This window comes from Vibrio sp. SSH13-20 (assembly GCF_040104475.1).
Lineage (GTDB): Bacteria > Pseudomonadota > Gammaproteobacteria > Enterobacterales > Vibrionaceae > Vibrio > Vibrio harveyi.
This window is the reverse complement of sequence record NZ_JBECOU010000011.1, coordinates 1-12,972: the sequence shown is the minus strand read 5'-3', so window position 1 is coordinate 12,972 and position 12,972 is coordinate 1. Positions and strand designations below refer to the sequence as shown.

Here is a 12,972-nt window from a genome sequence, read left to right as displayed (position 1 = left end):
ATCCTAGAGGAAGAATGGACTCGGCTGGAACAGCGCTTCGACGTCTGGTACGTACTTTTTGTCGACCAGGAACATCACGACGTGGTCATCTTGTTCGATGACAGTACGATCGTGTGCGATAAGAACTTCTTCGCCACGAACGATAGCACCAATGGTGGTTCCTGGTGGGAGTTTGATATCGCCAATCGCGCGACCCACCACTTTGGATGTGGTTTCGTCACCGTGCGCAACGGCTTCGATTGCTTCGGCTGCGCCACGACGTAGTGAAGAAACGTTCACGATGTCAGCACGGCGAACGTGCGTTAGTAGAGCAGAAATCGTTGCTTGCTGTGGTGAGATTGCCACATCAATCACGCCGCCTTGTACAAGGTCGACATAAGCGCCGCGTTGGATTAGCACCATCACTTTCTTTGCGCCCATGCGTTTTGCCAACATCGCTGACATGATGTTGGTCTCATCTTCGTTAGTCAGCGCGATGAACACGTCTACTTGGTCAATGTTTTCTTCAGTCAGCAGTTCTTGATCTGCCGCATCACCACAGAAGACGATGGTATTTTCTAGTTGCTCGGACAGCTTTTCTGCACGCTGATAGTTACGTTCGATCAGCTTCACGCTGTAAGTTTGCTCAAGGCGTTTGGCCAAACTCGCACCGATGTTACCACCGCCAACAATCATGATGCGGCGGTAAGGTTTCTCAAGTCGCTGAAGCTCACTCATTACCGAGCGAATGTGGTTACTTGCTGCAACGAAGAACACCTCATCATCAGCTTCAATGATGGTAGTGCCTTGTGGACGAATAGGACGACCCTGACGGAAAATCGCAGCAACACGAGTATCGATGTGTGGCATGTGCTCACGCAGGGCAGACAGAGCGTTGCCCACAAGCGGACCACCGTAATAGGCTTTAACGGCTACTAGGCTGACTTTCTGCTCGGCAAAGCTTACCACTTGCAGTGCGCCTGGGTATTGGATGAGGCGCTCGATGTAGCTCGTTACCAGCTCTTCTGGTGCGATAAGGTGATCGACAGGAATGGCACCAGACTTAAATAGGGCTTCTTTTTCTGCCAGATACTCTGGAGAACGAATACGTGCAACACGGTTTGGGGTATTGAACAGAGTGAACGCAACTTGACAGGCTGCCATGTTGGTCTCATCGGTGTTGGTTACTGCGACAAGCATATCGGCGTCTTGCGCACCGGCTTCGTGCAGAACATCTGGGTGGCTTGCGTGACCGTTGACCACTCGTAGGTCGTATTTGTCTTGTAACTCACGCAGTCGGTCGCCATTTTTGTCGACGATGGTGATGTCGTTGTTCTCACCAACTAGGTTTTCCGCCAGTGTGCCGCCAACCTGACCAGCACCAAGAATAATGATCTTCATACTCTTTACTCGTTATCTGAAAAAGGCGATTGAATTCACTTCAATCGCCCTATTTAGCATGCTGTTACGCGTGTTTTTTTGTTAGCACTGCGTAGTAGAAACCATCCATATCTTCTTCGCCTGGTAGAATCTGACGACCAGGTTGCTTTGGATCGGAGTCCACTAATTGCGCGTCTGCAGTACGTGCTAAGAACGCTTTTACTTGTTCCACGTTTTCTTGTGGTGTGATTGAACAAGTCGCGTAAACCATGGTGCCGCCAGGTTTTAGTTGCGTCCACATTGCATCAAAAATTTCGCTCTGTAGATCCGCAAGTGCGGCAATATCATCAGCACGACGTAGCCATTTGATGTCTGGGTGACGACGAATCACGCCAGTTGCAGAACACGGAGCATCCAGCAAAATGCGATCAAATTGTTCGCCTTGCCACCATTCTTGAGGATTACGCGCATCGCCGCAAACCACTTTTGCTTGAAGGTTGAGGCGCTTCAGGTTTTCGTGCACACGTTTAAGGCGCGTGTCATCGCAATCAATGGCAACCACTTCACTACCAGATGTACGCTCAAGAATGTGCGCTGTCTTACCGCCTGGTGCTGCGCAGCAGTCTAGGATCAGCTCGCCATCTTTTGGCTCAAGATAGTTAATCGACAGCTGCGCTGCCGCATCTTGCACCGATACCCAACCTTTTTCAAAGCCCGGCAGTTTCATCACATCGCATGGCGCCGCCAATTTTAGGGCGTCCATTGCTTGTGTGTGTGGCGTGCTATCAATGTTTTCATTTTTGAGTAGCGCAAGGTATTCATCACGAGTGTGGTGCTGGTGGTTTACACGCAGCCACATTGGCGCTTTCTGGTTGTTGGCTTCAACAATGCTTTCCCATTGTTGTGGGTAAGCTTCTTGCAGCAGTTTAAGTAACCAGCTCGGGTGACCGTACTTGCCCGCATTGTTGTTGACAGCCATTTGATCCAGTTCTTCTTGGTTGCGCTGGTAGTTACGCAATACTGCGTTGATAAGACCGCGCAAGCGGGGGCCTTTCAACTCTTTAGTACCTTCAACCGTTTCACCCACTGCAGCGTGTGCAGGAATACGCATAAAGCTCAATTGGTAAATGCCAACCAAAATCAGGTGATGGAAAACGCGTTGTTTGCCTTTTAGCGGCTTGTCCATCAACTGGTTTGCAATCATTTCTAGGCGAGGGAGGTAACGTAGAGCACCATAGCAAATTTCTTGCAAAAGAGCGTGATCACGTGGTCGTACGTTTTGTTGAGCCGCTGGAAGAGCGCTTGAAAGTGAGTGGCCCTTGTCGACGACAAGATACAAGACGTTGGCAGCCGCAGCGCGAACATTCATGATAAGTACCTTAAAGTAAAGGAGGGCATCTCTGCCCTCTAAAAGTTCGTATTATTGGTCTTTGACACGGTTATCTGGTTTTTAAACCAGTTGAGTGCCAACTTCAAACCAAGATGCACGTGAGTTCAAAATGTCTTGAACTGACATGGCTTTTTTGCCCGGAACTTGCAGTTGTTCCAGAACCAATACACCGTTGCCTGTCGCAACATAAATACCGGTTTTGTCCGCTTGCAAAATGGTGCCTGCTGGTTTGTCGCTAGTTTGATCCGCAACACGACTTTCCCATACTTTGATGCTGTTTTCAGCCGCTTCAAAGTGGCTCATTGGCCATGGGTTGAATGCGCGAACACAACGTTCAATGTGCGCAGCATCATCGTTCCAATCAATGCGCGCTTCTTCTTTGCTCAGCTTCTTCGCGTAGTTTGCTAGCTCGTCGTCTTGTTTCACGGGCTCTGCTTTGCCGGCTGCGATGTCTGCTAAACAATCAATCAGCGCATCAGGACCTAAACCTGCGAGTTTTTCGTACATTGATGCACTAGTGTCGCTTGCTTCAATCGGTAACGTTGCGATTTTAAGCATGTCACCCGTATCCAAACCAATGTCCATCTGCATAATGGTAACACCAGTTTCAGCATCACCTGCCCAAATTGAACGTTGGATAGGAGCAGCGCCACGCCAACGAGGAAGAATCGAACCGTGAACATTGATACAGCCTAGTTTAGGCGTGTCTAACACAACTTGCGGAAGTAACAGACCATAAGCGACAACAACCATGATGTCGGCATTCAGATCCGCTAGTTCTTGCTTAGCCTCATCTGATTTGAAGTTTTCTGGTTGATAAACCGGAATGTCATGCTCAAGCGCGATGGTTTTTACTGGGCTTGCAGTAAGCTTCTTACCACGACCTGCTGGGCGATCTGGTTGAGTATAAACCGCAATTACTTCGTGCTCCGAAGACAACAACGCCGCCAAGTGACGGGCGGCGAAATCCGGAGTACCTGCAAAGACAATACGTAAAGACTGACTCAAGGTAGGCTTCCTTCTAATTAAATTGTATCGAGATTAAGCGTTTTGCTGTTTCTCGTTAAAGCGTTTGATTTTTGCTAGCTTGTCCTGAATACGCTTACGCTTCAGTGGCGATAGGTAATCAACGAACAACTTACCCATCAAATGGTCTAGTTCGTGTTGAACACAGATGGCTAGCAGATCGTCGGCTTCAAAAGTGTACTCTTTGCCATCACGATCTAGTGCTTTAACAGTAACTTCAGCAGCACGCGGCACAAGTGCACGAGCACCTGGTACCGATAGACAGCCTTCTTCGATGCCATCTTCGCCACGCTTTTCCAGAATCTCAGGGTTGATAAGCACCATTGGCTCATCACGAGTTTCTGAAATATCAATTACTACGATACGTTTGTGGATATCAACCTGCGTTGCAGCCAGGCCAATACCCTCTTCGTCGTACATGGTTTCAATCATGTCATCGACGATTTTTTGAATCTCAGGTGTCACCTCTTCTACAGGTTTTGCAACGGTACGCAGGCGATCATCTGGGAATGTTAATACTTGTAATACAGACATATTCACTCGAAATATTGAACTGTGCCGTAACAGCACAAACCTTGTTGGCTCAATTCTAGACATTTTATGACCTAAATGACAGCATCCTTATACCAATTTCCATTCTGGTAGTTGCCTAACAGACCAAGGACGAGGGTCATGAATCGAATTTTCCGCAACGTTTCTCGCATTACGTTGCCGTTACTTTTCTCTTTCAATGCCGTAGCAAACACGGACTCCCAACCGCTTACCGTCAAAGATGACGCACCTAAAACTTATGTTGTGGTCAAAGGTGACACGCTTTGGGATATTTCAGCAATGTATCTGGATAGCCCATGGTTGTGGCCTCGTTTGTGGCAGGTCAATCCAGAGATCGATAATCCGCACCTTATTTATCCCGGAGACAAGTTGTCGCTGGTATGGATTAATGGTCAACCAGTATTGAGCTTAAAAGCGGTGAAAAAGCTCAGCCCTAAAGCTCGTATCACGGAAAAGAAAGCGGTGCCAACCGTTGCTGAAGGTTTGGTTATGCCTTACCTCAAGTCGGACCGTTTGGTGGACGATGAAACGCTAGAAAACGCGGCTAAAGTGATGGGGAGTAGCAAAGGCAGTAAATATCTGACTGCTGAGGACACCCTGTATATTAGTGGTGAACAAACGGCGACAGGTTGGGCTATCTATCGTCCAGTCGAAACATTTTCCCGTGAAGACGTATCTAAGCAAATTACCGCTTTACGTTTGATTGCAAAAGGGGAACTTATCGAGGCATCAAGCGAGTACTCAGGATTAAAGATCACCACTCAACTGCAAGAGATTATTCGTAACGATATCGCTTTGCCGGTCCAAACATTAGAAAATGGTGATTTCACGACGACCTTTTACCCACTGCCATCACCAAAAGGCAGTTCTGCAGCATTGCTGGGTAATATTGAGGGCATTCGATTTAGCTCAACCAATCAAGTGGTTGTGATTGATAAAGGAACATCCGATCAACTTCGCCAAGGCAGTGTGTTTGATCTTAAAGAAGATGCGCACCCGGTTTTCAAAGGTGGCGATGGTTTTGTGAAAGACAGTGGCTTACTCGACTCTAAGATCACCTTGCCGCAAAGTAAGGTTGGTGAACTGCTGGTCATTCGTCCTTATGAATATTTCAGTCTTGCACTGATTACCAATAGCACTAAGCCAATCAATAAAGAGGTATCAGTGGTTTCTCCTCTGGCTGAGGAATCGACCACGAATGAAACTACGCAATGATACTGACCTCGCCGCCTGGTTAAAGCTGAGCTGCTTGCCAGGCATTGGCGGGGTGAAGATGAATAAGCTGCTGAGTAAAGATACGCCAAGCAATATTGTCGGATACTCAACTGAGCAGCTTCAGCTTTTGGGTTTTACCACTAAGCAACTGCAAGCATGGTCTGAGGTCGATAAAGAAGTCGACGCTTGTCTTACTTGGGCTAGCGCCTCATCTCATCATCATATTGTTACTTTGGCGGATACTCTGTATCCCCCACTTCTCAAACAAACGGTCGCTCCACCTCCTTTACTATTTATAAAGGGAGAAGCGAGTTGTTTGTCTCAACCTCAAATTGCCATGGTCGGCAGCCGTAATGCTAGTGTTGATGGGCTTCAACACGCACGTCAGTTCGCTGCAGATTTGGTGAAACATGATCTGATTGTTACCAGTGGTTTGGCTTTGGGTATCGATGGACACGCTCATGATGGTGCTTTGCAAGCGGACGGTAAAACCATTGCGGTATTGGGTTCAGGGTTAGAGCAAGTTTATCCAGCCCGTCACCGAGGTTTAGCGCGGCGAGTGATGGAAAACGGTGCGTTAGTCTCTGAGTTTCGCCCAGATGCAAAACCTCGAGCAGAAAACTTCCCACGACGTAATCGAATCATTAGTGGTTTGTCGCTTGGCGTGTTGGTTGTCGAAGCAGCAGAAAAGAGTGGCTCATTAATCACCGCTCGCTACGCTCTTGAGCAAGACCGTGAAGTTTTCGCTATACCAGCTTCGATTAATGCTCCCAATGCCAGTGGTGGTAATCAGTTGATTCGTAATGGGGCTTGTCTCGTACAAAACACTCAAGAGGTGTTGAATGAAATACAGTCTTTGCTCGACTGGTCTATTAATCACAGCTTGGATTTATTTTCTACGCCAATTGATGAAGAAGAATTGCCATTTCCTCAGCTGTTAGCTAACGTAGGAAATGAGGCTACACCAGTTGATATTCTTGCAAGCAGGACCAATATACCTGTCCAAGAAGTCATGATGCAGCTCTTAGAGCTTGAGCTTTCAGGGCATGTTGTTGCAGTATCCGGTGGCTATATTCGAAAGGGGAGGGGCTAGCTATGATGATGGATATACTTATGTATCTATTCGAAACCTACATCCATAGCGATGCAGAGTTACAGGTCGAACAAGACGAGTTGGAAGATGAATTGCTTCGTGCAGGCTTCCAGCAAAAAGACATCTACAAAGCCCTTGTCTGGTTAGAAGAGCTGGCAGCATTGCAACAAAGTGATGAGCATTCAGCGATTTCAACTTGCATAGCATCGGCATCAACACGTATCTATACGGCATCAGAGATGCAGCGCTTAGATCTTGAATGTCGTGGTTTTCTGCTGTTCTTAGAGCAAATTAATGTTCTAACCACAGAAACACGTGAGATGGTTATCGATCGTGTAATGGGGCTAGAAACCAATGAATTTGAGCTTGAAGACCTTAAGTGGATCATTCTTATGGTTCTGTTTAATGTCCCTGGCAACGAAAATGCCTACACGCTGATGGAAGAGCTGCTGTACACCAAGGAGCAGGGTATTCTTCACTAATATCTTCTGCTTTAACGGTGAGTATGAGTAGTAAAATCGATCACAACCTTTTCTCGGCACACGAGCATGCGCTTGAGAGAGAGCCGTGCCCTAAATGTGGTGGGGAAGTCAGGCTGAAACATGGCAAACATGGTCCTTTTCTTGGTTGTAGCCAATACCCAAGCTGCGACTATATCAAGCCGTTGCACAGTAATGATGGCCACATCGTAAAAGAGTTAGGTGTGCCTTGCCCTGACTGTGGCAATGAGTTGGTGCTCCGACAGGGGCGATACGGCATGTTCGTTGGCTGTAGTCATTACCCAACTTGTCATCATATCGAATCAATCAATCAGCCCGAACCCGAGCAAGAATCAAAAGAGCTATACGCTTGCCCTGAGTGTGGTAAAGGGCATTTAGTTGAACGTAAGACCCGATTTGGTAAGACATTCTACGCGTGTGATAACTATCCGAAGTGCAAGTTTGCGGTAAACTTACCACCTGTAAGAGGTCGCTGTGAGGAATGCGGGTTTACCTTGTTGGTAGAAAAGAAACTCGCCAGCGGGGTTAAGTTGCAATGTGCAAGTCGCAAGTGCCAGCATACACAATCACAATAAATCTCAGGCAAAATTAAAAAGGGTCGCATCATGCGACCCTTTGTTGTCTATTTATCAACTTTTCTATGCTTGCCACTGTTTGGCAAATTCATGAACTGCTGGGAAGGTTTCTTCATCAAGCACGTTTGTTAATGCACACAACCTACGATTCAACTCACCAGTGTAATCACCGCATACGTTGATGTGACCCATCTTACGACCTTCTCGTTTCTCTTTGCCATACCAATGAATATGGCAACCATTCATCGCGAGTAGCGCATCTGGCAAGGTATCTTCACCGAGAATATTGATCATCGAGGTCTCGCGAACGAGCTTAGTACTACCTAAAGGCATACCACACACAGCGCGTAGGTGGTTCTCAAACTGACAAGTTTCTGCACCCTGCTGAGTCCAGTGACCTGAGTTGTGTACGCGTGGTGCGATTTCGTTAACCAGCAACTTGCCGTCAATGTCGAAGAACTCCAGGGCTAGCACGCCAACGTAATTCAAACAATTGGCGACGGCCGTGAACATCTCTTTTGCTTGTTCTTGCAACTCTGGAGCATCAATTGCTGTTGAGAGGCTTAATACACCATTTGTGTGGATGTTTTCTGCGAGAGGGTAAACTTCAATACTGCCATCGTTACTGCGAGCACCAATCAGTGAAACTTCACGGTTAAAAGGAACAAACTCCTCAGCAACAATGGCTTGAGTTGGTGTTGAGGCAATGCATTCCACCATTTCTGTCCAAATTATGTCGATTTGAGAAGGTTCTTTTAAACGCCACTGACCTTTTCCATCGTAACCGCCCAATGCACTTTTCAGAACCATTGGCATGCCGACGTGTTCAATTGCGCGGTCAAAATCTTCACGAGTTTTGATCACGTAGTATTTCGCATTACGTACGCCAGCATTATCAAGTAATGCCTTTTCAATGCGGCGATCACCGCCTGCTTTGATAGCTTGTGTACTTGGTAAGAACTTACCGCTCGCTTCGCAAATATCAAGCACGTCATGCGGGATATGCTCGAACTCAGCAGTGATTACATCAACTTGTTCGATCGCATTTTCTAAGCCGTTGCCTAGTACATGTTGAGTCAGTGGATGAACGATATTACCGCTGCCCACATCGTAAGCTGAAATTTGAATATTCAGTGGCGCACCAGCCAGAGACATCATACGAGCTAACTGACCCGCACCAAGAACCAGTACATGCATCTGATTAATCCTCAGCAGGGTTTGGGTTCGCCAATACGGTTTCCGTTTGTTCGTTACGGAACGCTTCGACTTTTGCCATGATCGCTTCATCATGTGTACCAAGGATTTGAGCCGCTAGGATACCAGCGTTTGCTGCGCCTGCTTCGCCAATAGCTAATGTACCAACAGCAATACCTTTTGGCATCTGTACGATAGAAAGTAGTGAGTCCATGCCTTTCAGTGCGCGAGACTGAACGGGAACGCCAAGTACAGGTACGCTGGTAAACGCCGCCGCCATGCCTGGTAGGTGGGCAGCACCGCCCGCACCTGCGATGATGACTTTAATGCCACGTTCTTTAGCACTGCTTGCGTAATCAGCCAACAATTGAGGAGTACGGTGAGCTGACACCACCTTTGTTTCGTAAGACACGCCAAATTGATCCAGCATGTCCGCTGCTAGTTTCATGGTTGGCCAATCTGATTTAGAACCCATGATGATACCGACTTTCATCTCAAACTCCTTCAAGCTGCAAAATTAGGTGAGCTGATAAATTTGTGAGCATTATACGGGGATTTTTACCTCAAGCAAACGTTTGCGTGCGTTTGTAAATACGATTGATACATTTTATAAACAAATTGCTTTAGTCTCTGAGAATGAATATTTGTACACTTAGTACAAACACAACAGACAAGATTATCAGGAAGTATCGGTGGAGAACTTTGAACAGGTGCTAGAAGCACTACAAAAAGGCGAAGTGATCGCCTACCCAACAGAGGGGGTGTTTGGTGTTGGCTGTGACCCAGATAACCCAGAAGCGATTCAAAAATTGCTAGAGCTAAAACAACGCCCTGTTGAGAAAGGATTAATCTTAATTGCGGCAAACTATGAACAACTTTTGCCTTATGTTGATGAATCTCAGTTGACCCAAGAGCAGTTAGATAAAGTACACGCAACGTGGCCTGGTCCATACACTTGGATTATGCCTGCGAGTGGCAAAGTTTCTCATTGGGTATCGGGGCAATTTGATTCGATTGCAGTGCGTGTGACGGATCATCCTTTGGTACAAAAGATGTGTAATGCTTTCGGAAAGCCGCTAACCTCTACCAGCGCGAACCTCACTGGTCAGCCTCCTTGTATGACGACTGAAGAAGTAGAGCAACAATTGGGTGACCGACTTGTGGCGATCTTACGTGGTGAAACCAGCGGTCGTGACAAGCCTAGTGAAATTCGTGATGCTAAAACCTCGCAAATATTAAGACAGGGCTAACCCTGCTAGTCAGCAATCAATAGGTACTACACGTATGTCAGCAATCGATAAGCACGCCGTAAAACAGTTCCTGATGTCACTTCAGGATTCCATTTGTCAGCAGTTAGAACAAGAAGATGGAAAGGCCGTCTTTGTTGAAGACGCATGGCAACGTGAAAAAGGGGAGCGCCTTGGTGGTGGTGGTCGTACCCGTGTTTTGCGTGATGGTGACGTTTTTGAGCAAGGGGGAGTGAATTTCTCTCATGTCGAAGGTAATGAGATGCCAGCATCAGCTACGGCGCATCGTCCAGAGTTAGCTGGTCGCCGCTTTGAAGCGATGGGTGTTTCTTTGGTTATCCATCCTCACAACCCATATGTACCGACTTCTCACGCTAACGTACGCTTCTTTATCGCAGAGAAAGAGGGTGAAGAGCCTATTTGGTGGTTTGGTGGTGGTTTTGATCTAACACCTTTCTATCCATTCGAAGAAGATTGCCAATCATGGCATGAAACCGCAAAACAACTTTGTGCACCTTTCGGTGATGATGTCTATGCAGAGCATAAAGCTTGGTGTGATAAATATTTCTTCCTACCGCATCGAAATGAAACTCGTGGTGTTGGTGGTTTGTTCTTTGATGACCTAAACCAGTGGGAATTCGACAAGTGTTTTGATTACATCAAGGCGGTTGGTGAAGGGTACTGCCAAGCTTACCTACCGATTGTGTCTCGTCGTAAAGAAATTGAATTCAGTGAGCGTGAGCGTGAATTCCAACTTTACCGTCGTGGTCGCTACGTTGAATTCAACCTAGTGTATGATCGTGGAACTCTATTTGGTCTGCAAAGTGGCGGTCGTACAGAGTCAATTCTTATGTCGATGCCACCACTTGCGCGTTGGGAATACAGCTATGAGCCACAACCTGGTTCTCCAGAGGCTGAACTTTACGAGCGATACTTAACGCCACGAGAGTGGTGAGCGTTGAATCTCCTTTTCTATATAGATAGATAGTGATAGGGTCATCTGTAATCAGATGGCCCTGTTTTTTCTCTATAGTAGGTAAGGAATAAAGGTAAGGAAATGACTCAGCAAATTGATCGCTATGCCGTGTTTGGTAATCCTATTGGACACAGCAAGTCGCCATTCATTCACACCTTGTTTGCTCGTCAAACCAATCAATCTTTGGTGTATACCGCAGAAAGTGCTCCTGTAGATGGTTTTATTGACGCAGCGAAGCTGTTCTTTGCTGAAGGAGGCAAGGGGTGCAATATCACCATGCCATTTAAAGAAGATGCTTATCAATTTGCTAGTAGACTGACCGAACGTGCTCAGCTAGCCGGGGCAGTCAATACGCTCAAGAAGTTAGATGATGGTGAGATCATTGGCGATAACACCGATGGAGCAGGTTTGGTTCAAGACCTACTTCAACATCAAGTTGTGTTAGAAGGTGCGCGGATCCTGATCATTGGCGCTGGCGGTGCCGCTCGTGGAGTGATCAAGCCGCTTCTTGATCAAAAGCCTAGTTCTTTAACCATTACTAATCGAACCTTCAGCAAAGCGCAGGAGCTTGCGGAGTTGTTTATTGCACATGGCTCTATCATCGCCAAAGAGATGGATGATATTAGTGATGAGTTCGACGTGATTATTAACTCCACATCTGCTTCCCTAAGCGGTGAGCTGCCGGGTATCTCCTCTTCTATCTTTGCAGCTAACAGTACGAGCTACGACATGATTTACGGGCAAGGGACGACCAGTTTTAACTTATGGGCAAAAGAAAGTGGTGCCGCTCATGCTTATGATGGTCTTGGGATGCTAGTGGGACAAGCTGCGGAAAGCTTTATGCTGTGGCGTGGTTTACGCCCTGGCGCAAAACAAATCCTTAGAGAATTAAGAAAGAACCTTGAAGGTCAGTAAACGATGAATCAGTCCATCTTATTCCCAGATATGCAATCATGGGATAAAACATTACAAGCGGTAAACTTTACCGCACAGCAATCAGGAGCTCTGATTGAATGCTATGTAACAAAGCAGAAGCTAGAAAAGCTTAGCGGCTCCCTGGTTGAAACTGAACAAGCGGCAATTAAAGTATTTATTGATTATCGATTCGACCTAGAAGAAATCGCGGAAGAGCTAATTGAAGATGAAGCCTTCAATGAAGAAGGCAATATCATCATCGATTAGCTTATTGCTAACCAACTACATCATTCGTCGTTGACGTCTTCTACTTCGTTTATGTAGTCATTTTTATTCTGTACATAGTTATTGGCAGACTTTTGTAAGAAAGCTCGTTCATTCTCTGATAAGGGGCGAGCTTGTTTTACTGGACTACCAACATATAAATAGCCGCTTTCCAACCTTTTCCCCGGTGGGACTAAACTTCCAGCGCCTATCATTACGTCTGATTCGACAACAACGTTATCTAAAACGATCGCTCCCATACCAACCAATACACGATCGTGGATTTCGCAGCCGTGCAACATGACTTTATGACCAATAGTGACATCATTACCAATGATTAGCGGATAGCCGTTGGGATTCTCAGTATTTTTATGGGTTACATGCAGTACGCTACCATCTTGAATATTGGTTCGAGCACCAATGTGGATATGGTTCACATCACCACGAGCTGCAACTAATGGCCAAACACTCGAGTCGTCACCAATTTGGATATCACCGACAAGAACAGAAGTTGAGTCGACATATACGCGCTTGCCTAGTTGAGGTCGAATACCTTTATAACTTCTAATAGAACCCATCTTTACTCCTTATAAAGCGTTAATAATCGGGATATCTGGAGGGAAGAGTAGCAAAAACTCGCCTTTTAGAATAAAAAACACTCAAACA

The 12,972-nt window shown here is 46.5% G+C and carries 15 protein-coding genes; 8 read left to right on the top strand and 7 right to left on the bottom strand.

What is annotated here, in order from left to right:
• Window positions 1-3: 3 nt before the first annotated feature.
• The 4 genes from trkA to def form a co-directional block, all read right to left on the bottom strand.
• Entirely contained in the window at window positions 4-1,380 is a 1,377-nt protein-coding gene (gene trkA / locus ABMY42_RS23700; RefSeq protein ID WP_005429806.1) for a Trk system potassium transporter TrkA, read from the bottom strand.
• Window positions 1,381-1,444: 64 nt separating this feature from the next.
• A complete protein-coding gene (rsmB, locus tag ABMY42_RS23695) occupies window positions 1,445-2,728 on the bottom strand; it encodes a 16S rRNA (cytosine(967)-C(5))-methyltransferase RsmB (protein WP_349266863.1) in 1,284 nt (427 codons plus the stop codon).
• 81 nt (window positions 2,729-2,809) lie between these two features.
• Entirely contained in the window at window positions 2,810-3,757 is a 948-nt protein-coding gene (gene fmt, locus ABMY42_RS23690) for a methionyl-tRNA formyltransferase (protein ID WP_017190972.1), read from the bottom strand.
• A gap of 33 nt (window positions 3,758-3,790) precedes the next feature.
• Entirely contained in the window at window positions 3,791-4,309 is a 519-nt protein-coding gene (gene def / locus ABMY42_RS23685) for a peptide deformylase (RefSeq protein ID WP_005450979.1), read from the bottom strand.
• Between the two features lie 138 nt (window positions 4,310-4,447).
• On the opposite strand from def, the gene ABMY42_RS23680 reads away from it, so the two are divergent.
• From ABMY42_RS23680 to ABMY42_RS23665, 4 genes are read left to right on the top strand one after another with little or no spacing between them, the layout of a single operon-like run.
• On the top strand, window positions 4,448-5,542 hold the full coding sequence (locus ABMY42_RS23680) for a LysM peptidoglycan-binding domain-containing protein (RefSeq protein WP_009701852.1): 1,095 nt from the start codon (window positions 4,448-4,450) through the stop codon (window positions 5,540-5,542).
• Window positions 5,526-6,635 carry a DNA-processing protein DprA gene (gene dprA / locus ABMY42_RS23675; protein ID WP_349266862.1) on the top strand — a complete coding sequence of 370 codons (1,110 nt, stop codon included), beginning with the start codon at window positions 5,526-5,528 and terminating at the stop codon, window positions 6,633-6,635. Before ABMY42_RS23680 ends, dprA begins: the two co-directional genes overlap by 17 nt.
• Window positions 6,636-6,637: 2 nt before the next feature.
• A complete protein-coding gene (locus ABMY42_RS23670) occupies window positions 6,638-7,117 on the top strand; it encodes a DUF494 family protein (RefSeq protein WP_005429833.1) in 480 nt (159 codons plus the stop codon).
• A gap of 23 nt (window positions 7,118-7,140) precedes the next feature.
• The gene (locus ABMY42_RS23665; RefSeq protein WP_005450974.1) at window positions 7,141-7,710 is read left to right on the top strand and encodes a topoisomerase DNA-binding C4 zinc finger domain-containing protein; all 570 of its coding nucleotides are present in this window, start codon (window positions 7,141-7,143) and stop codon (window positions 7,708-7,710) included.
• A gap of 63 nt (window positions 7,711-7,773) precedes the next feature.
• Here ABMY42_RS23665 and ABMY42_RS23660 read toward each other — a convergent pair whose 3' ends face one another.
• On the bottom strand, window positions 7,774-8,907 hold the full coding sequence (locus ABMY42_RS23660) for a 5-(carboxyamino)imidazole ribonucleotide synthase (protein ID WP_349266861.1): 1,134 nt from the start codon (window positions 8,905-8,907) through the stop codon (window positions 7,774-7,776).
• A 4-nt stretch (window positions 8,908-8,911) separates the two neighbouring features.
• Window positions 8,912-9,397, bottom strand: coding sequence for a 5-(carboxyamino)imidazole ribonucleotide mutase (purE, locus tag ABMY42_RS23655; protein ID WP_005440742.1), 486 nt, complete (start codon window positions 9,395-9,397; stop codon window positions 8,912-8,914).
• A gap of 199 nt (window positions 9,398-9,596) precedes the next feature.
• Between purE and ABMY42_RS23650 the strand changes: the two genes are divergently transcribed.
• The 4 genes from ABMY42_RS23650 to ABMY42_RS23635 all read left to right on the top strand — a co-directional run bounded on the left by ABMY42_RS23650 (window position 9,597) and on the right by ABMY42_RS23635 (window position 12,309).
• Window positions 9,597-10,154 (top strand): L-threonylcarbamoyladenylate synthase, encoded by a 558-nt coding sequence (locus ABMY42_RS23650; protein WP_050940538.1) that lies wholly within the window; start codon window positions 9,597-9,599, stop codon window positions 10,152-10,154.
• A gap of 34 nt (window positions 10,155-10,188) precedes the next feature.
• Window positions 10,189-11,106, top strand: a complete 918-nt coding sequence (gene hemF, locus ABMY42_RS23645) for an oxygen-dependent coproporphyrinogen oxidase (RefSeq protein WP_017817571.1) — start codon at window positions 10,189-10,191, stop codon at window positions 11,104-11,106.
• 102 nt (window positions 11,107-11,208) lie between these two features.
• Window positions 11,209-12,042, top strand: coding sequence for a shikimate dehydrogenase (aroE, locus tag ABMY42_RS23640; protein WP_050934111.1), 834 nt, complete (start codon window positions 11,209-11,211; stop codon window positions 12,040-12,042).
• Window positions 12,043-12,045: 3 nt separating this feature from the next.
• Window positions 12,046-12,309, top strand: a complete 264-nt coding sequence (locus ABMY42_RS23635) for a DUF1488 domain-containing protein (RefSeq protein ID WP_005450963.1) — start codon at window positions 12,046-12,048, stop codon at window positions 12,307-12,309.
• Window positions 12,310-12,329: 20 nt separating this feature from the next.
• Here ABMY42_RS23635 and ABMY42_RS23630 read toward each other — a convergent pair whose 3' ends face one another.
• Window positions 12,330-12,884, bottom strand: a complete 555-nt coding sequence (locus tag ABMY42_RS23630; protein ID WP_005450962.1) for a gamma carbonic anhydrase family protein — start codon at window positions 12,882-12,884, stop codon at window positions 12,330-12,332.
• Window positions 12,885-12,972: the final 88 nt, after the last annotated feature.